We start from the raw sequence: 18,724 nt of genomic DNA, 5'->3' as shown, positions 1-18,724 counted from the left end.
GCTGCGGCTTATTGCACTTCGACGCGATTGCGCCCGAGGTGCTTGGCGCGATAGAGCGCCGCATCGGCCCGGGCAACGATATCGGTGGCCTTGTCCCCGGACTGGAAGGCCGACACGCCGAAGCTTGCGGTCAACTGCAGGCCCTGTACGAACGAGCCGGCCACGAAAGCCTGGCGCAGGGTTTCGGCCAGGATGGCGGCACCGTCCGCATCGGTGTGCGGACAGATCAGCATGAATTCCTCGCCGCCCCAGCGGCCGAGAATGTCGGTTTCGCGGCGGCGCGCCGCAAGCAGCCGGGCCACCTCAACCAGTACCTGATCGCCGACCTGATGCCCGAACTGGTCGTTGACCAGCTTGAAGTAGTCGATATCCAGCATGATGACGCTGAAGGTATGGCCGAAACGCAAGGCACGCTGGATTTCAATGTCGAAGGTTTCATCGAGCTTGCTGCGATTGAACAGGCCGGTCAGGCGATCGGTTACCGAAAGACGGACCAGCTCGCGGTTCAGGGTGCTCAGCTTGCGATTCCAGTAAATCGCGATGAGCAGCAGCAAGGTGGCACCCGCCACGATTTTCCATATCGTCAGGTAGTCCGGCTTGGGCTGGACATGGATGGCCACATGCCGATTCGAAATCTCCTCGCGCTCCTGCGGTGAAATGCTGCCGACCGCCTTGTCGAGAATGTTGCGCAGAACGGGCTCGTCCTTGAGCACGCCGACCCGCAGACGATTGGTGTATTCCGGAATCTGGCCGGCAATTTTCAGGTTGAACAGGCCTTCCTTCTTGATCGAATAGGCGGCAACCATCAGCGAGCGTATGGTCATGTCGGCCTGGTGCGCCGAGACCAGGGAAACCGACTCGTCTTCACTGTTGGTCAGGATGACGCGCAAGCCGGGATAGTCACGCCGCACCCGCTCTTCGACCATCGTGCCGCGCGGCAGGGCAACGCTTTCGCCCTTGATGCCGGCCAGATCGCCAATGAAGGGGTGCTCTTCGCGTGTCACGATGATGTTGGCGTCGCTGAATATCGGCTGCGTAAAGATCAGCCATTGGTCGCGCGCCGGCGTCTGGTTGAGAAAGCTCATGATCTGGCAATGCTTGCCCTGCGACGCCGCCAGACTTTCTTCCCAGGTCTTGACCGGGTAGAGCTCGATATCCAGGCCGACCCGGCTCGCCACCAGTTGCACCAGATCGGCCGCGATGCCTTCATGCCGGCCTTGCGGGTTGATGTGCTCGAAGGGAGTCCAGTCGGGATCGACGCACATCCGGATGCTGCCAACCCGCTCGACATAGGCCTGCTCGTCCGCCGTCAGCCCGATGGCAAGCGGCGCGCTGTCGGCAGCGTGGACGACCGGCAGCATCAGCACGGCAAGGACCAGGCAGCAGTTGCGCATGGCATTCAGGAGGTTGGCGGGACGAAGGAGCAAGGAGGACAGTTTCTGACAAATGAATGGACAGTGGCGGAAGCCTCCAGCCGCTTCCGGACGGTCAACAGGGAGAAACATTATAAATTCCCGGCTCGCCTGCGCCTGTCCCGGACAAAAATTTAATCCACAGGCATCAAGTGATTCACAGCATGGGGGAAGTCGCCAGTTGAAACTCCCCTGCCCCCGGCTTTGCCCGATCGCCGCATTCCCTTGTCCTATGCGGCTTCCCGGCGAAATTTATTTGTAACAAAACGGAACTATTTCCCCCTGTCCCTGACCAACAGCCGGCCACAAAAAAGGCCCGATACGCCGCACCATAGCGACGATCGCTTTCATTCAACAACAGGGCTCGTTCAATGTCAGCAATGGAACACACTTACAACGACAAGGTCGTCCGGCAATTTGCCGTGATGACGGTCATCTGGGGCATCGTCGGCATGCTGGTCGGCGTTGTCATCGCGGCGCAGCTGGTCTGGCCGGAACTCAACGTCGGACCGTACTTCCACTTCGGCCGCCTGCGCCCGCTGCATACCAATGCCGTGATCTTCGCCTTCGGCGGCTGCGCACTGTTCGCGACCTCCTATTACGTCGTGCAGCGCACCTGCCACGCCCGCCTGTGGGGCGGCGCGCTGATTCCGCTGACCTTCTGGGGCTGGCAGCTGGTCATCGTGCTGGCCGCCATCACCTTGCCGCTCGGCATGACGCAGGGCAAGGAATACGCCGAACTGGAATGGCCGATCGACCTGCTGATCGCCGTCGTCTGGATTGCCTACGCCGCCGTTTTCTTCGGCACGATTGCCCGCCGCACGGTATCGCACATCTACGTCGCCAACTGGTTCTACGGCGCCTTCATCATCGCCGTCGCCCTGCTCCACATCGTCAATAGCGCGGCCGTGCCGGTTGCGCTGACCAAGTCCTACTCGGTCTATTCCGGCGCGCAGGATGCGATGATCCAGTGGTGGTACGGCCATAACGCGGTCGGCTTCTTCCTGACCGCCGGCTTCCTCGGCATGATGTATTACTTCGTGCCGAAGCAGGCCGGGCGTCCGGTGTATTCCTACCGCCTGTCCATCGTGCACTTCTGGGCGCTGATCTTTACCTACATGTGGGCCGGCCCGCACCATCTGCACTACACCGCCCTGCCCGACTGGACGCAATCGGTCGGCATGGTCTTCTCGCTGATCCTTCTGGCGCCGTCCTGGGGCGGCATGATCAACGGCATCATGACCCTGTCCGGTGCCTGGGACAAACTGCGTACCGACCCCATCCTCAAGTTCCTGGTCACCTCGCTGTCCTTCTACGGCATGTCCACCTTCGAAGGCCCGATGATGGCCATCAAGTCGGTCAATGCGCTGTCGCACTACACCGACTGGACGGTCGGCCACGTGCACTCCGGCGCCCTTGGCTGGGTCGCCATGGTGTCGATCGGCTCGATCTACTTCCTGATCCCGAAACTGTTCGGGCGCAAGGAAATGTACAACCAGCAACTGGTCACCGTGCATTTCTGGATGGCGACCATCGGCACCGTGCTCTACATCGCCTCGATGTGGATCGCCGGCGTCATGCAAGGTCTGATGTGGCGCGCCGTCAATATGGATGGCACGCTGGCCTACAGCTTCGTCGAGGGCGTCAAGGGTTCCTACCCGTTCTGGGCGATCCGCTGGCTGGGCGGGATCTTCTTCCTGTCCGGCATGCTGCTGATGGCGTATAACATGTTCAAGACCATTGCCAACGGCAAGGTCGCCCCCGTCCCGGTTCTGGCACCGGCCGAACACCACGCATGATCTTTGCGATAAAGGCCATCACCATGGATATCAACGAAATGCGTTCCCTGATCACCGTTGCAGGCCTGGTCTGCTTCCTCGTGATCGTTTTCTGGGCCTACAGCGGCCGCCGCAAGTCCGACTTTGCCGAAGCCGCCAACCTGCCCTTCTCCGATCCGGAAGAGCTGGAGCTGCAACGCAAGGCGCTGTTGCTGCGCCGCTGAACGGCGGGCTGAACGGTCAACGGGGCTACGGCCCCGTTTTTCATTTGGGCGGCTGGCTTTCGTCCGCCTTGTCCCGACCGGGGAAGTTGCGGCAGGCAGCGCGCAGGAAATCCATCTGTTCGCGGAAGTTGCGACAGCCGCTGCACATCGCCAGATGCAGGCGCAACTGCAATTGCTCGCCAGTGCCCAGTTTGCGATCCAGTCCTTCGGACATCAGGTGGGTGGCTTCCTTGCAGCTCAGCATGGCTTTTCTCCCGGTGCGAACCAGCTCGTCTCCAGGCAGCGGCGCAGGCCGTTGCGGGCGCGATGCAGGATCACGTTGCAGTTGCTGACGCTGATCGCCAGCTCGCTGCAGACCTCGGCGGTCTCGAATTCAAGAAACTCGCGCATCATGAAGACGCGCGCCGTGTTTTCCGGCAGGTGATTCAGGCAGATTTCGAAAACCTCCCAGAAGCGGCTTTCGCGCAGCGCTTCCTCCGGGTTGCCCCAGTCGCCCGGGCGCGCCTCCGGCCGCCAGTGGGCGTTCTGCTTGAACAAGGTGTCGAAGGCTTCATCCAGCCCGGCCTCGTCGTCGCCGAGTGCCGAGATGTTGGTGGTGCGGCTTTGCTGCCGGATCAGATCGACGATCTTGTGGCGCAGGATGGAAAACACCCAGGTCTTCAGCGCCGCCCGCCCGGCAAACTGGCGTGACCCCGAGCAGGCTGCAGCGAGCGCCTCCTGCACCGCATCTTCGGCCAATGCCGCATCGCGCAACTGCAGTTGCGCGAACTTCAACAGGTCGCGCCGGATGGCGGTGACAAAATCGTCGTCGATCAGTGCGGTGTCGGGCAAGGCGGCGTCCTGCAGGCGGCTGTTGATGAGGTGCGCTCGAAAAGACGGCGAAAAACAGCGTCGACCGACAGCTTTCCCGGCCCGAGCAGCACGAGCGGCCACAGCATACCAATGAACAGCACGGGCAGCTTGAAATTGCCCTGACCGTGGTCGGTGAAGCCGTAACCCTGCATCAGTTCGGCCAGGCCGGACCAGCTTTCCGGCCAATGCACGGCGGCGATGGCGACCACGGTCAACACGATCAGCGACACGGAAAAGAAGCGCGTCGCCAGCCCCAGCACCAGCGCAACGCCGCCCAGCAATTCGAACCAGGTCGCCATCTGCCAGCTGATCTCCGGCGGCACGACATTGAACGGAAAGGGAAAGCGGTCGACGATGTCGGCGAACCAGTTTTCGCCACGGAATTTCTCCAGCCCGGACTCGAAAAAATCCCAGCCGAGCAGCAGGCGCAGGCTGAGCAGGCCGAGATAGAGACCGAGCACATCGACAGCGCTCAACATACGAAAAATGCGGTTTTTCATGCACGACTCCCGAGCAGGATGCCTTGCGCACACAGCTCGGCCAGCAGTTCGCGGCCGTAGGCAAGCAGTTGCGCGGGTTGCGGATGACTGATTTCGGCGGCCAGGCGGCTCAGCACCTGGCGACCGGAGGCGGTGTCGGCGGCGAGCAGTTCAAGCAGGCGCGCCGTGAGCGGACTGATTTCGCTGAAACGGACCGTATCGTCGGCGTCCCGATAGACGACCAGGTGTGTCGCCTGCATCCGGCGCGGCCGGTAATCCGGGCCGATATGCTGCACCGGCCAGCGATAGGCGAGATTCATCAGTGCCGGATTGAGGACGATGACCGCGTCCATCAGATCGCCCGCCGGATTGGCCGTGGTTTTGCTCCCGGTTTTGCCTGTTTCCATGACGTCGACCGCCAGCTCGGCCCACTCGTAATGCGCCAGCTCCGCCAGCCAGGCCGGCAGCGGCTGGCGGATGGTCGCCTCGGCCAGATAGCGCACGAACTCGCCGGGAATCTCGCGAAACCACGGCGTATGCAAAGGCCAGTCACGCTGGAAGCTGCGGCACAAGCGCCGCCAGCGTTTTTCGCCGAGCAGTTCGCGGCAGAGCGGGAAACAGGGATCGAGAAAACTGCACAGGTTGTTGAACACCAGTTCGCGATAGACACCGGCGCGCCGCGCCGGCACGCCAGGCGGCCGCGACGTCTGGCGCGGCGCGCGCAGATGCGCGGCCAGCTCGTACTGAAAGGTCTGGAAATCGCCGTTCATCATGCCGCCCGCCGGATTTGCCCAGCCGCCGCCTGCAAACGTGAAATCTGCCCGATTTCAGCGGTCAACCGGTCCAGGGATGGCAAATTGAAATCACGCTCGAGACAGGTCGGCGGGATATGGCCAATCTGCGCGTAAGCCTCGGCGAGCAGCGCCCACACCGGATCAATGACCTCCGCGCCATGCGTGTCGATGAGCAGCCCGTCCGGCTCGACATAATGCCCGGCGACATGGATGTAGCAGGTGCGTTCGAGCGGCAAGGCACGCAGGAAGGCTTCAGGATCGAAGCCGAAATTGCGGCTGTTCACGTAGATGTTGTTCACGTCGAGATGCAGCAGGCAGTCGGCCTGATTAAGGACGGCCGCGATGAAATCCGTCTCGCGCATCTCGGCGCCCGGCAGCGCGATGTAGTACGAGGCGTTCTCGATGCCGATCCGGCGCCCGAGCAGGTCCTGCGTCCGGGCGATACGGTCGACCGTCCATTTGACGGCTTTTTCCGTCAGCGGTAGCGGCAGCAGTTCGTAGAGATGACTGCCGGCGGCGCACCAGGACAGATGCTCGGTATAGAGGCCGATGTCGTGTTCCGCCATGAAAGCCTTGATGCGTTGCAGGAGCGCCGTATCGAGCGGGTCCGGTCCGCCCAGCGACAACGACAGGCCGTGGCAGACGAAGGCATGCCGCTCGGTCAGCTGGCGCAACTGGCGCGCCGAGCGCCCGCCCATGCCGGCCCAGTTTTCCGGGGCAATCTCGAAAAAGCCGATCGCGTCGGGGACGCCGTCGGCAAGCTCGCCCAGCAGTTCGCGGCGCAGGCCGAGACCGGCACCGTGCGGCATGCGGCCGGCAGAAGTGGCAAAGCTCATCGCATTTCTCCTTGGGCAGCGGGCAACGGGGAAAACCCCGCGCCGCCGCAAATTCCTTGCCGCTTCTTACTTCTTGTTGCCGCCGCAGCTGCCGTCGGCCTTTTTGTCGCCCTTGCCGGCACCGCAGCTGCCGTCAGCCTTTTTATCCGCCTTTTTCTCGGCGGCTTTCTTGTCGGCGCCACACTTGGCTTCGCCGCATTTGCCGTCAGCCTTCTTGTCGGCCTGGGCCAACTGGTAGCCGGCACTCAACTGCTTGGCGGCGAAAGGATTGTCGGCGGCGTGGCCGGCAAAGGAAGCGGCGGCAATGACGGAACCGACGGCCAGGGAAACGAGGTTTTGCTTTTTCATGATTTTTCTCCGTAAGGGTTGGGATCCAGCGAGCGGCTTGATCGTCGCTCAGGGGATTAGTCGAACGGAGAACGCTTTTCTTACATGGCCGGTGAAATATTTTTCACCAGGAAAAAGGCGCCCTGCAGCGCCTCAAGTTTTCAGCGCGGCCGGTTGATCAGCGGCGCCGGATCGCGCAGCACCAGATCGGGTTGCGAAAACGGCGCCAGGCGCTCGAGAAAATCGAGCAATTCGAGCAGCGGCGAATTGCGGAAGAACTTGGCCGGTGGCGTCTCCAGCCAGATGCGGTCGGCGTAGGTGTAGATCTCGTGCGGCGTATCGCCGACCCCGTCGCCATTGCGGTCGAAGCCCTGGTAATCGTCCCAGTAGTTGCCCGACCAAGTGTCGTTCAGCGGATCGCCGGTACTCGCCATCGCGACCTGCCAGATATTGCTTTCGAAGCGATTGCGAAGCGCGATGTGACCGCCCTTCTCGCCATAGAAATAGATGCCGGTCACGTTGTGGGCGACCCGGTTGTCGATGAGGACGATACGGTTGATCGGGTGCATCGGCGAATCGGCCATGATGCCGTAGGCGCAATGCACGATGTCGTTGCCGATGATCAGCGCGGCCGAGGTTTCCTTGACCGCGATGCCGGCGCCGGAGGCGTCCATGGCATGCATGACGCGGTTGTTGCGGATGATCACGCCGTCGGAATTGAGGGCGATGATGCCCGTCGAGTTGCGTTCCAGGGTGTTGCCCTCAATCAGGCTGCGATTGGCGAAGAGCAGATTGAAGGCGCGCCGGCTGTCGTAGACGCGATTGCCGACGAAGCGGTTGCGCGGTGAATTGCTGACCGTGATGTCGCGGATCTCCGCGATGTCGTTGCCGACGATCAGGTTGCCGCTGCTGTTCCACAAGCGCAGGCCGTCGCCCCGATCGGCCGCGGCAAAGGCCTTCGAACGGATGCGGTTGTTGCGCACGATGCTGTCGCCGGTGCTGTGCAGGACGATCCCGAACAGCGTGTCATCGATGCGGTTGTTCTCGATCAGGATGCGCTGCCCTTCGACATGCAGGCCGCTATCGATGGCGTCGTGCGAATCGCCGCTCGCGCGCAGATGCAGCCCGCGCAAGCTGACGTCGTTGGCCTTGACCGTCAGCACTGTGCCGCTGCCGCCGGCATCAATGATCACCTGCCCGTCACCTTCCAGCGTCAGCGCCTTGCTGATCACCGCCGGACCGCTGTAGATACCGGGCGGCAAACGGATGCGACTACCCGGCGAAGCCGAGTCGAGCCAGGGTTGCAGCGGCTGGACGGCAATGGCGATGGCCGGCAGCAGGCAAGCCAGGAGAAGCAGCAGAAAGGACGTGCATTTGGCGTACGGCATGGCTCCTTACACCAGAAAAAATGGGCCCTCGCATGAAGAGGGCCCCAAAGTCACAGCAGCAATCAATCAGCCGGCGGCCTTTTCTCCCTTGAAGAAGCTCGCCAGATAGACCAGCAGGCCAATCAGGAAGATCAGGCCCGCGCCTTCGCGCAGCCAGTAGAACAGCGCCACCTGGTCCTGCGTCGCCATGAAGCCGAGCGGCGTTTCGCTGACCCGTTGCAGCCAGACCTGCAGGATGCCGGCAGCGGTCAGGAACAGCGTGATGAAGACCATGGCGATGGTCATCAGCCAGAAGCCCCACATTTCCATGACCTGGGCCGCATTGCTGTTGGCAGCGCGACCGCGCATCAGTGGCATGGTGTAGGAAATCATGGTCAGCACGACCATCACGTAGGCACCGTAGAACGCCATGTGACCATGCGCCGCGGTGATCTGCGTGCCGTGCGTGTAGTAATTGACCGGCGCCAGCGTATGCAGGAAGCCCCAGACACCAGCACCGAGGAAGGCCATCACGCCGGTACCGAGCGCCCACAGCGTGGCTGCGCGATTCGGATGCTCGCGGCGACGGCGATTCACCATGTTGAAGGCGAACAGGGTCATCGCGAAGAAGGGAATCGGTTCGAGCGCCGAGAACACCGAGCCGAACCACTGCCAGTACTCCGGTGCTCCGATCCAGAAATAATGGTGGCCGGTACCGAGAATGCCGGTAATCAGCGTCAGCGTGATGATCACGTACAGCCACTTCTCGATCACTTCGCGGTCGACACCGGTGATCTTGATCAGCACGAAGGCGAGGATGGAGCCGAGGATCAGTTCCCAGACGCCTTCGACCCAGAGATGCACGACCCACCACCAGTAGAACTTGTCACGCACCAGGTTGTCGGGATTGACGAAGGAGAACAGGAAGAAGATCGCCAGCCCCCACAGGCCGATCAGCATCACCGAGGTGATCGCTGTCTTGCGCCCCTTGAGGAAGGTCATCGACAGATTGAACAGGAAGGCGAGCGCGACGACGACGATGCCGATCTTGGTAATCCCCGGCTGTTCGAGGAACTCACGGCCCATGGTGGGCAGCAGGTCGTTGCCGGTAACGCGGGCCAGTGTCGCATACGGCACCGAGAGGTAGCCGATCACGGTCAGGCCGGCGGCGACGAGGAAGATCCAGAACATCGCGATCGCCAGTTTCGGGCTGTACAGCTCGCGCTCCGACTCTTCCGGCACCAGGTAATAGGCCGAGCCCATGAAACCCATCAGCAGCCAGACGATCAGCGTGTTGGTATGCACCATGCGGGCGACGTTGAACGGAATGGCCGGGAACAGGAAGTCGCCAACCACGTACTGCAGGCCCATGACCAGGCCGAACAGGATCTGCGCGACGAAGAGCACCAGGGCACCGACGAAATAGTGTTTGGCCACTATCTGAGATTTGTATTGCATGCTTGACTCCTTAGCCTTCGATGTTGGGCGGCCAATTGGCGGTGTTGATCTCGGAGGCGTACTTCAGGAAGGCGACGATATCGTCGAGCTCCTTGTCGCTGAAGTGAAAGTCGGGCATCTGCCGGCGACCCGGCGTACCGGTCGGCTGCGCCTTGATCCAGGCCTTGATGAAATCCGGGCCGCGCCGCTTGTACACGTTGCCCAGTTCCGGCGCAAAGTAGGCTCCTTCGCCGAGCAGCGTATGGCAGCCGATGCAGTTGTTGTGTTCCCACAAGCGCTTGCCGGCGACGACGGCCGGATTGTCGAGCTGGGCGCGCTGGTCCCGCTTCGGCAGCTGCTGCTCCGTGTTGTAGGTCAGCGCCAGGAATATCAGGAAGAAAAACGTACTTCCACCGTAAAACATATTCCGGGCTGCCGAGGTTGAGAATGACGCACTCATTGTTTCCCCCTTGAGCTAAAGTCCCTGCCGGCGGCTGCCGACAGCTGGACGGAAGGTACGGGAGAAGACCATTGCGGCTCATTGATGGAAGTCAAGAATTTCCGGGTACAGGCAAAAACACCCGAAAATGTAGGTCAACCGCTTAGCGGCAGCGGGCTCGGCGTCAAACCCGCGTCAAACCCGCATCAATCCCGCGTCAATCCCGCGTCAGTTGCGCGTAAAGCAGCGGCAAACGGGTGGCCAGCTCCTCCGGCCGGCGCAGCAAGGTGAAGCCATGCGCACCAAAGACATGCGGCAGGTAGCTTGCTGCCTCCTTGTCGATGGTCACGCAAAACGGGCGGATGCCCTGCTCCCGCGCCGCAGTGATGCTCGCCCGGGTGTCTTCGATGCCGTAACGGCCCTCGTAGAGATCGAGATCATGCGGCTTGCCATCGGACAGGATGAGCAGCAGGCGCTGCCGGTTGGCTTGCCGGCCGAGCAAGGTACAACTGTGGCGGATGGCGGCACCGAGCCGGGTGTAATAGCCGGGCTTGATCGCCTGCACGCGCCCACGCGCCAGGTCGTCCCATGGCCGCTCGAAAGCTTTCAGTTCGTGGAAGCGGACGTGGCCGCGCTTGAGCGAGGAAAAGCCGCACAGCGCAAAGCGGTCGCCGGTCGCGCCAAGCGCCTCGGCAAACAGCATCAGGCTGTCGCGGATCACGTCGATCACCTTTTGTTCGTTGGAAGCCCAGGCATCGGTCGACAAGGACAAATCGGCCAGAACCAGGCACGCCAGATCGCGCTCCTGCTGCACCTGGGCCAGGTAAAGACCGGCTGCTGCGTCCGGATGGCCGGCCTGACGATCTGCCTGCAAACGTACCCAGGCGTCGATATCCGGCTCGATGCCTTCCGGCTGCGCTTTCAGCCAGCGCCGGGTCGGCGCCAGCGCGGCAAACTGGTTACGCAGGCGCCGGGCATGCGGACGCAGGCGCTCAGGCAGCGGGATCGGCTCGACATGGCGCGATTCCATGGCCTGCAGCCGGCAATAATCGGGCTGCAGGAGCTGCTTGCGAAAATCCCACTCGGGCAGCGGAATGCCCGCTCCGAGCGGCAGATCATCCTCGGCCGCGGCCGGCAGGTCGAGGTCGAAACGCACGCGTGAGGCGACGCGCTCGCCATCCTGGGCGACGTCGAGCTGATCCATGCTTTCGGCCGCCTTGGCGGCCTTGCCGTCGGCTTCGTCATCCTGCGAGCGATTGACCTTGACGTACTCGGCCCAGGAAAAAATGCTTTCAGCGCGAAACAGCAGCAGGATGCCGTCCTTCTCGGCCGGCATTTCCGTCTGTCGCGCCTTTTGCCGCCCCTCGGCGTCCTCGGCCTCGACATCTGCGGCGGATTCCTGATGCTGCAGGCGACGCGGCGCGCCGACGGCGCCGGCCAGCGGATAAAGCCACAGGGGCACCGGTGCAATCTCCCGGGCACCGCGCCGGCTCAGCCCCGGCCAGCAAGAGACTGAACCGGGCACCTGCAAGGCCTGGCACACCGCCGTTTCCTGCGCTGCCTCGTCAGCCGGCAGGGACTGCGGGTCCGGGCGCCGGGCGAGGAGCGCCGCGACCAGCTTGCGATAACGTGGCAGCAGGCCCGGACAGCGCGCCAGCGTCACCACCGTCGCCCGCTGGTTGCGGATGATCCAGGCTTCGTCACTCGGCACATCATGCGCGGCGAGTGCCGCCAGCCAGACATAGAGATCGCGATTCAGGCCGCTTTCCGGAAAAACGGCGATGTGCGCCGGCAGGCGCAGGCTGACGCCATCGAGCCCGGCCGCCTGCATTTTCTCGCCGCTACCAGCCACCCTTTGCAGCAATGAGCGCCGCGCACCATGCCGCTCAGCGGTGGCGCCCTGCACGCGCAGGCCGGCATCGCCACCGAAGGCGCGAAAGACCATGCCCAGCGTTTTCTCCATTTCCGGGAGGTGGACCGCTGCGCCGGGATAATCCTTCGCCGCCGCACCGCTGATGAACTTGTGCCAGAGGCCGCCAACCCATTCTTCCATTTCAGTCTCGATTTCCGGTCAGGCTGACCTGTGCTTCGTTGCGCCGTGCAGCGTCCTGGTCAACCCAGCGCAGCAGGCTTTCCTTGCCGCGCTGCTCCTGCACCGTGCCGCAGGCACTCACGCACTGGGCGCATTGCGTGCAGGCGAACATCTTGTGCTTGGCCGTACGCGGCCGCAGGCGCATCGGGCAGACGCCCTCGCAGGCGGCGTAACCCGGTCCGCCGTTGTCGTAGCAGGCGGCGCAATCGGCGGCGCGCGGCTTGTCGAAGCCGACCACCATCGCGCCGCGGTTGCTCATCCAGGCCAGGCTCTGGAACAGCCCGACGGCACAGCCGAAGCGGCAGAACAGATGGCGGGCGAAGAGAAACTCCAGGGTCAGCACGCTGGTCGCGACGAGCAGGAAAATGCCCTGGTTGCGTGTCGGATCGAGCGCCCACAGGCGGCCGTAAACCTCGGCCGGCGGCAGCAGATAGGTGAGCAGCACGACTGCCCACAGGGCCGCGAAACCGATCGCGAAAAGGACCGTCGGTATCCACCAGACCGGGTGCGACGGGCGCGGCGAGCCGTCGGCCAGACGCGGCGGCAGCGCCTGCCTGTCCCAGATACTCAACTTGCCCGAGGCGCGCCGCATCAGCTGGTTGATGGTTTCCACGGCGGAAAAATGCGGGCACAGCCAGCCACAGTAGATGCGGCCCCAGCGCCAGGCGATCAGCATCAGGCCGCCGGCGGCGAGCAGCAGCGGCAGGAACAGCCGCAGCAGAAGATTGCCGCCAGCCTCCAGGCCGCTGATCCGCCCCGCCATGAAGGCGTCCAGGCCAAGCCGCCAGGGCATGCCGAGCAGCCAGGCGTGCCCGGCTTCGAGGTCGTAACGGAAGACATTGAAAACCGGCGCCAGCGCGAAGAGCAGGAAAAAGGCGGCCTGCCAGACGAAACGCCGGCGCTGGCGACTGGTGTCGTGTTGCATGCTATGCAGCACTTGATAAAACTGATGCATTTGGCCTTGTGGCAAGGCGCAAACCACAGCGATACGCAGTGGTATCGCGAGGATTTGTAACGCCGCCACGGGGACAAAGGCGCAGTTTTATGTGCCGAATAGCGTGCAACACGACACCTGGGTCAGCGGCCGAAGCTGGCAAGGATGATCTCCATCAGGCCGGCCGTGACTTCCTCGTCGTCGGACAGGCTTTCGGCCAGCGCGGCGCGGCAGGCGGCGACCGGGTCGAGGCCGTCGCCGATCAGGATGGCGGCGTAGACCAGCAGACGCGTACTCGCCACTTCCTCGAGATCGACATCCTTCAGAGTGCGGATGCTGTTGCCGAGCGCGACCAGGCGTTTGGCGAGCAGCGCGTCGCAACCGGTTTCGCCGATCAGGATGGCCTCCTCGCGGGCCGGCGCCGGGAAACCGAAACGCAACGAAACGAAGCGCTGCCGCGTCGACGGTTTCATGCCCTTGAGGAAGTTCTGGTAGCCGGGGTTGTAGGAAACGACCAGCATGAAGTTGTCCGGCGCCTGCAACACCTCGCCGGTACGGTCGATCGGCAGGGTTCGCCGATGATCGGCCAGCGGATGGATGACCACCGTCGTGTCCTTGCGCGCCTCGACCACCTCGTCGAGATAGCAGATGCCGCCATGGCGCACGGCGCGGGTCAGCGGCCCGTCGTTCCAGACCGTGCGACCGTCCTCGATCAGGTGGCGACCGACCAGGTCGGCTGCGGTCAAATCGTCGTGACAGGCCACGGTATGCAGCGGCAGGCCGAGCCGGGCCGCCATGTGGGCGACGAAGCGCGTCTTGCCGACGCCGGTCGGCCCCTTGATCAGCACCGGCAGCTTGTTGCGCCAGGCATGTTCGAACAGCGCCACCTCGGCGCCCTCGGCTTCGTAGTACGGCGCTTCCGTTCCTGGCGTGCGCATGTCCATCAGATTCCCTTCCAGTAAGCAGCCATATTGACCAGCAAGACGAGGCAAAGCCAGCCAATGACCGTCCCCTGCCAAGCCGGCCTGACGCCCCGCAGGGCCATGAATTCGCGAATCACCAATACGCCCTTGACACCGGCGATGGCGAGAATGGCCTGTACGGTCGACGTGCCGGCCAGGCCGTTTTCGCCCAGCCACCAAGTCACGGCCGTACCTAGTAAAAGCACCAGCCATACCGCATCCGTGCGCAAACTTGTGTTCATCGCAGCACGTAGACCAGCGGGAAAAGCACGATCCAGACGAGGTCGACCATGTGCCAGTAGCTGGCACCGCTTTCCATGCCATGGCAGTCGGCCGCCGAATAGCCGCCCTGCCTGGTCTTGTGCCAGACGAAGACGAGGATGAGCAGGCCGAGAATGACGTGCATGAAATGAAAGAACGTCAGCGACAGGTAGAACATGTAAAACAAATTGGTATCGAGATTGATGCCGGCCGCGAACTTGGCGTCGTACTCGAACAATTTGACGACGAGAAATCCGAGCCCGGCGAGTATCCCGGCCGCCAGCCAGCGCGCGCTGGCGACACGGGCATCGCCCTTGATCGCCACCACCGCGCGGGCGACGCACCAGCTGCCGGTAATCAGCAGGATCGTGTTGAGCGCCCCGGCATTCCGGTCCAACGTCAGCTGCATTTCGTTGAACAACTCGACATGGCGCGCCCGCGCCACACCGTAAAGCACAAAGAGGACGGCAAAGGCGAGCAACTCGGCAAGAATGAAAATCCAGATCGCCAGATCGCCCGGCGGATCAAGGAAAACCCGCCGGACTGGCGGCGGCACATCAAGGCTGACAGAAGACATGTCCGCATGGTGCGGGTCAGGCGCGTCAATTACCTTGATCTAGATAAAATTATCGCCCCAGCGGCAAACCACCCGCACTGTTTGCTGCGCGGAGATGCAATTACCCGCAGATATTCCGGAAATGGATCAGGCTGCCCGGGGACTTACCCGGAAGGAATACCGGTTTCCTGCATGCCAGGCAAAACACTGTCGGTATGAACAGACACCGCCCGGCGTATCAAGAAGCGGGCCGCATGCCGTGTGTATTTTCCCGCGCGGCGCCTGGCACTTAACCAATACTGCATAGCTGCCAATACCGACTTCCGTATATTGCTTAAGTCATAGCCCCTGCGTAGCATCGGCCGGCAAATTATTGAGCACTGACCCGCCAAAAGCGCCAACAGCTGCCAAAAAACATGGGAAAACAGCAATGCGTAACAACCAGCCTGTCACCAATACGGAAACGCATCTTCCGGAAGGTCAGTTCATCTACTCGCGAACCGACCTCAAGGGAAACATCGTCGAGGCCAACGAAGCCTTTGCCCGGATCAGCGGTTTCCGGCGCGAAGAGATGATCGGCCAGTCGCACAACCTGGTCCGCCATCCCGACATGCCGCCGCAGGCCTTTGCCGACATGTGGCAGGACCTCAAGCAGGGGCGGCCGTGGCGCGGCGTGGTCAAGAACCGGCGCCAGGATGGCGGTTTCTACTGGGTCGTTGCCAATGCTTCTCCGGTCCGCGAGAACGGCCAGATCGTCGGCTACCAGTCGGTGCGCACCTGTCCCAGTCGGGAAGAAATCAAGGCGTCCGAAGCCATCTACCAACGCCTGAAACAGGGCGACACCTCGATCCGGATTTTTCATGGCCGGGCCGTTCCCGCCCATGCCTCTCCCTTCTCCCTGTTTGCCGGGATCGGTCTGCAACCGATGCTGTTCGGAATCTTCGCGCTGTTGCTGAGTCTGGCGGTATTCGCCGCCTCCGTGCTGCCGGCCTCCGCGCTTCAGGTGCTTGCCGGACTGGGGGTGCTCTGGAGCCTGTTCTTCCTGCTCTTTTTTGCCCCGAGACTGCGCAATGACCTGGAAAAAGCCAACGACTATCTGGAAAACCTGCTGCTCAGCGGCAACCTGAAACAGCGCTTCGATCTCGCCCGCCCCGACGATCTCGGCGTGTTCGTCCGCAAGGTCGACCGTTTCGTCTCGTCGGTCCTGGCCATGGTCCAGGGCATGGCAGATACCGCTCACCAGGTTCATCTGGTATCAAGCGAAGTCGGCCAGGGGATTGCCAATGTCGGGCGCTCGGCACGTGTCCAGAACGACGCGACGGCATCGGCTGCCGCCGGCATCGAGGAAATCACCGTTTCGATCGGCGAGGTTGCCGCGCACGCAGGCGCAACCCGCGATGCCGCCCAGGCTGCGACCCAGGTCTCCGCCGATGGCGAAAGACTTTCGGAAGAAGCCTGCAGCACGATTCTGTCCCTGGCCGACACGGTCAAGACATCGGCGGCTCAGGTCGAGAAGCTGGGTGCTCAATCCGAGGAAATTTCACGCATCACCGGCGTGATCAAGGATATTGCCGACCAGACCAACCTGCTCGCACTCAATGCCGCCATCGAAGCCGCCCGCGCCGGTGAAGCCGGGCGCGGCTTTGCGGTGGTCGCCGACGAAGTCCGCAAACTGGCTGAACGCACCGCCAAGGCAACGGAAGAAATCCGTGGCATGACCAATGCCGTGCAGGATGAAACCGGCAAGGCCGTCGACGGGATGCGCACCGGCGCGACGCAGGTCGAAAACGGGGTCACCCTGGTCCAGAACGCGCAGCAGGCGCTGCGTGAGATCAACGCCCAGATGACCACGACCATGCAGATGGTCAATGACATCACCCACTCCTCCAGGGAGCAGGAACAAGCCATGAGCGAGATGGCGCAGAGTGTCGAACAGGTCTCCGCGATGACCGAACAGAACATGGCGGTGGTCGCCCAGACCACATCGACGGTTGAGCACCTGAACAGCATGGTCGAACGCATGGAAAAGTCGGTGGCGCAATATATCGTCTGAGTAGCAGACAGGCGGCACCAATTCGCGTGCAGCTTGTCTCAATGACGTATTCAAGCCCGGAGAACTGCATGCCCCACCCGCTCTACGATATCGCCCTCAATGCCATCGACGGCAAGCCGACAACGCTGCAGGCGCAAGCCGGCGAGGTCCTGCTCATCGTCAATGTCGCCTCCAAATGCGGCCTGACGCCGCAATATGCCGGCCTGGAAAAGCTCTACGCCGACTATCGCGAACGCGGCTTCGCCGTGCTCGGCTTTCCCGCCAACGACTTTGCCGGCCAGGAACCGGGCAGCGACAGCGAGATCCAGTCTTTCTGCACCTCGATGTTCGGCGTCAGCTTCCCGCTCTACAGCAAGATAGCTGTCACCGGCCCGGACAAGCATCCGCTTTACGCCTGGCTGACCGCCGCGCAGCCGGTCACCGAGGATCGTGCCGTGATGGAAGAGCAATTGCGCGGCTACAAGATCGAGCCGACGCCGGCCCCGGAAGTGCTGTGGAATTTCGAAAAATTCCTGGTCGACCGTACCGGCAAGGTGGTACGCCGCTTTGCGCCGGACACCCTGCCCGACGCCGAGAAACTGATCGCCGCCATCGAGCAGGAACTGGCGAAGAACTGAGCAAACACGCATAAAAAAGAGCGACTCGCGGGTCGCTCTTTTTGTTTGCTGCAAGCGGCCTCAGCGGCTGCTGCCCTTCCAGCTCGCCATGCAGTTTTTCCGGAACCATTGCAGCGAGCGCTCCATGTAGGCATCGGGCATCTGCGGATCGTTGTCGGCGAGATGCACCTCGGCGTCCGGCTTGAGGTCTTCCAGCCACATCGCCTTGAGGTCTTCCTTCTGCTCGAAGGGGGCGTGCTCCTCGATGAAGGCGAGCACCGCAGCACTGTCGAAGCCGCGCTCACGGAAAGCCTGGATGATGCCCTTCGCTTCCTTGAGCAGGGCCTTGGCCTTGGCCGGCTGGCCGGTCGCGACATTGAGGAAGATGGTGGCGAGCACCGCCGGATCGTCGGCATCGCCCTTGGTGATGCGCACCCATTCGCGCGCCACCAGCTTGTCGTAGGCAACGACGTCCTCTTCCGGCATCTCGCGGATGAAGAAGGCGCCTTGCGCCTCGGCGTGCAGGATTTCGTCGGCCGACTTTTCCACCGATTTCAGGCGCGGCAGCGCCGTCTCGATGAAATCCTGCATCGCTTGCTGCGTCAGCTTGCGGAAGTCTTCCGGCGCATCGCGCAGGAAAGTGTCGAGCACCGCCGGTTTGGCCTTGAAGGACTTCTTGCGCAGGGTCTCGACCAGCTTGATGAACTGGGTCTTGGACGGTATTTCCAGTGTCGCCGGACCGACATGCAGCACCAGCATCGCCGAGCGGATCACTTCCTCGGCGCTGAAATCCTCGTACTCGTCGGGCTGGGCGTTCAACAGGCGGGCCAGCCAGCGGGCGAAGTCGATACGCATCTGGTTGGCCTGGCATTGCCGCAACTGTTCGCGGTAGCTGCTCAGGCTGAGCGGAAAGGCGAAAGTCCGCTCATTGACGAAAAACTTCTGTCCGGCGGCGTCGACCGTACGGCGATGCATGCTGGTTTCGCCCGGCATCGCATGCAGGCGCTTGAGCATTTCCGAGCCGCCGCGCGAGTGCGAGAGCAAGGTGTTGTCGCGCAGCGAGCCGGCGGCGGTGAACAGGTCGCCGTTCGAGAAATCCTCGAGATACAGGCTGATCAGGTTGGCCATGCGCGCCACCGCTGTTTCCAGGTCGGTGCGCAGATAGGCGGTGCCGAAATGGTCGGCGATCTGGACGATGCCTTTCGGCGCGTCGGCTTCCATCCGGCTCAGGTGCTCGCGGCCGAGAATGCCGTATTCGAGCCCGTAACGCACGGCGCGCTCGAAAAACGGGCGATCATCGACGATGGCAACGGAATTTTTCACGG

General features: G+C 62.6%; 20 protein-coding genes. 4 read left to right on the top strand and 16 right to left on the bottom strand.

Annotated elements, in window-relative coordinates:
- Positions 1-8: 8 nt before the first annotated feature.
- A complete protein-coding gene (locus KI612_RS09500) occupies positions 9-1,427 on the bottom strand; it encodes a diguanylate cyclase (protein WP_226443891.1) in 1,419 nt (472 codons plus the stop codon).
- 356 nt (positions 1,428-1,783) lie between these two features.
- Here KI612_RS09500 and ccoN point away from each other — a divergent pair, with 356 nt between their 5' ends.
- Both ccoN and KI612_RS09490 read left to right on the top strand, forming a co-directional pair.
- Positions 1,784-3,211 carry a cytochrome-c oxidase, cbb3-type subunit I gene (ccoN, locus tag KI612_RS09495; RefSeq protein ID WP_226443889.1) on the top strand — a complete coding sequence of 476 codons (1,428 nt, stop codon included), beginning with the start codon at positions 1,784-1,786 and terminating at the stop codon, positions 3,209-3,211.
- Positions 3,208-3,414 carry a cbb3-type cytochrome oxidase subunit 3 gene (locus KI612_RS09490; RefSeq protein WP_404817896.1) on the top strand — a complete coding sequence of 69 codons (207 nt, stop codon included), beginning with the start codon at positions 3,208-3,210 and terminating at the stop codon, positions 3,412-3,414. Before ccoN ends, KI612_RS09490 begins: the two co-directional genes overlap by 4 nt.
- 40 nt (positions 3,415-3,454) lie before the next feature.
- Here KI612_RS09490 and KI612_RS09485 read toward each other — a convergent pair whose 3' ends face one another.
- The 14 genes from KI612_RS09485 to KI612_RS09420 all read right to left on the bottom strand — a co-directional run bounded on the left by KI612_RS09485 (position 3,455) and on the right by KI612_RS09420 (position 14,771).
- Positions 3,455-3,658 carry a zf-HC2 domain-containing protein gene (locus KI612_RS09485; RefSeq protein WP_226443887.1) on the bottom strand — a complete coding sequence of 68 codons (204 nt, stop codon included), beginning with the start codon at positions 3,656-3,658 and terminating at the stop codon, positions 3,455-3,457.
- Complete coding sequence (locus KI612_RS09480; RefSeq protein ID WP_226443885.1) at positions 3,652-4,245, bottom strand: sigma-70 family RNA polymerase sigma factor; 594 nt, start codon at positions 4,243-4,245, stop codon at positions 3,652-3,654. The genes KI612_RS09485 and KI612_RS09480 overlap by 7 nt, the downstream gene beginning before the upstream one ends.
- Complete coding sequence (locus KI612_RS09475; RefSeq protein ID WP_226443883.1) at positions 4,227-4,766, bottom strand: HvfX family Cu-binding RiPP maturation protein; 540 nt, start codon at positions 4,764-4,766, stop codon at positions 4,227-4,229. The genes KI612_RS09480 and KI612_RS09475 overlap by 19 nt, the downstream gene beginning before the upstream one ends.
- Positions 4,763-5,518 carry an HvfC family RiPP maturation protein gene (locus KI612_RS09470; protein ID WP_226443881.1) on the bottom strand — a complete coding sequence of 252 codons (756 nt, stop codon included), beginning with the start codon at positions 5,516-5,518 and terminating at the stop codon, positions 4,763-4,765. The genes KI612_RS09475 and KI612_RS09470 overlap by 4 nt, the downstream gene beginning before the upstream one ends.
- Positions 5,515-6,375 carry an HvfB family MNIO-type RiPP peptide maturase gene (locus tag KI612_RS09465; protein WP_226443879.1) on the bottom strand — a complete coding sequence of 287 codons (861 nt, stop codon included), beginning with the start codon at positions 6,373-6,375 and terminating at the stop codon, positions 5,515-5,517. Before KI612_RS09465 ends, KI612_RS09470 begins: the two co-directional genes overlap by 4 nt.
- Before the next feature lie 66 nt (positions 6,376-6,441).
- Complete coding sequence (locus tag KI612_RS09460) at positions 6,442-6,723, bottom strand: HvfA family oxazolone/thioamide-modified RiPP metallophore (protein ID WP_226443877.1); 282 nt, start codon at positions 6,721-6,723, stop codon at positions 6,442-6,444.
- 140 nt (positions 6,724-6,863) lie between these two features.
- Positions 6,864-8,090 carry a nitrous oxide reductase family maturation protein NosD gene (gene nosD / locus KI612_RS09455; RefSeq protein ID WP_226443875.1) on the bottom strand — a complete coding sequence of 409 codons (1,227 nt, stop codon included), beginning with the start codon at positions 8,088-8,090 and terminating at the stop codon, positions 6,864-6,866.
- Positions 8,091-8,156: 66 nt separating this feature from the next.
- Positions 8,157-9,527: a cbb3-type cytochrome c oxidase subunit I gene (locus KI612_RS09450; protein ID WP_226443866.1), complete on the bottom strand. Its 1,371-nt coding sequence runs from the start codon at positions 9,525-9,527 to the stop codon at positions 8,157-8,159.
- A gap of 10 nt (positions 9,528-9,537) precedes the next feature.
- Positions 9,538-9,966, bottom strand: a complete 429-nt coding sequence (locus KI612_RS09445; RefSeq protein WP_226443864.1) for a c-type cytochrome — start codon at positions 9,964-9,966, stop codon at positions 9,538-9,540.
- Between the two features lie 196 nt (positions 9,967-10,162).
- Positions 10,163-11,998 (bottom strand): nitric oxide reductase activation protein NorD, encoded by a 1,836-nt coding sequence (locus KI612_RS09440; protein ID WP_226443862.1) that lies wholly within the window; start codon positions 11,996-11,998, stop codon positions 10,163-10,165.
- Position 11,999: 1 nt separating this feature from the next.
- On the bottom strand, positions 12,000-12,962 hold the full coding sequence (locus KI612_RS09435; protein WP_226443860.1) for a 4Fe-4S binding protein: 963 nt from the start codon (positions 12,960-12,962) through the stop codon (positions 12,000-12,002).
- A 152-nt stretch (positions 12,963-13,114) separates the two neighbouring features.
- Entirely contained in the window at positions 13,115-13,915 is an 801-nt protein-coding gene (locus KI612_RS09430; RefSeq protein ID WP_226443858.1) for a CbbQ/NirQ/NorQ/GpvN family protein, read from the bottom strand.
- The gene (locus KI612_RS09425; RefSeq protein ID WP_226443856.1) at positions 13,915-14,175 is read right to left on the bottom strand and encodes a cytochrome C oxidase subunit IV family protein; all 261 of its coding nucleotides are present in this window, start codon (positions 14,173-14,175) and stop codon (positions 13,915-13,917) included. The genes KI612_RS09430 and KI612_RS09425 overlap by 1 nt, the downstream gene beginning before the upstream one ends.
- Positions 14,172-14,771 (bottom strand): cytochrome c oxidase subunit 3 family protein, encoded by a 600-nt coding sequence (locus tag KI612_RS09420; protein WP_226443854.1) that lies wholly within the window; start codon positions 14,769-14,771, stop codon positions 14,172-14,174. Before KI612_RS09420 ends, KI612_RS09425 begins: the two co-directional genes overlap by 4 nt.
- 409 nt (positions 14,772-15,180) lie before the next feature.
- Between KI612_RS09420 and KI612_RS09415 the strand changes: the two genes are divergently transcribed.
- Together KI612_RS09415 and KI612_RS09410 are read left to right on the top strand one after the other, a co-directional pair.
- Positions 15,181-16,803: a methyl-accepting chemotaxis protein gene (locus KI612_RS09415; RefSeq protein WP_226443852.1), complete on the top strand. Its 1,623-nt coding sequence runs from the start codon at positions 15,181-15,183 to the stop codon at positions 16,801-16,803.
- Positions 16,804-16,871: 68 nt separating this feature from the next.
- Entirely contained in the window at positions 16,872-17,420 is a 549-nt protein-coding gene (locus tag KI612_RS09410; RefSeq protein WP_226443851.1) for a glutathione peroxidase, read from the top strand.
- Positions 17,421-17,480: 60 nt separating this feature from the next.
- Here the strand turns inward: KI612_RS09410 and KI612_RS09405 are convergent, their stop codons facing one another.
- Positions 17,481-18,722 (bottom strand): hypothetical protein, encoded by a 1,242-nt coding sequence (locus KI612_RS09405; RefSeq protein WP_226443850.1) that lies wholly within the window; start codon positions 18,720-18,722, stop codon positions 17,481-17,483.
- Between the last annotated feature and the right edge of the window lie 2 nt (positions 18,723-18,724).

It is taken from the genome of Quatrionicoccus australiensis (genome assembly GCF_020510525.1).
In the GTDB taxonomy this organism is placed as follows: domain Bacteria; phylum Pseudomonadota; class Gammaproteobacteria; order Burkholderiales; family Rhodocyclaceae; genus Azonexus; species Azonexus australiensis_B.
The sequence above is the reverse complement of the archived record's forward strand: the minus strand, read 5'-3'. Positions and strand labels throughout refer to the sequence as shown.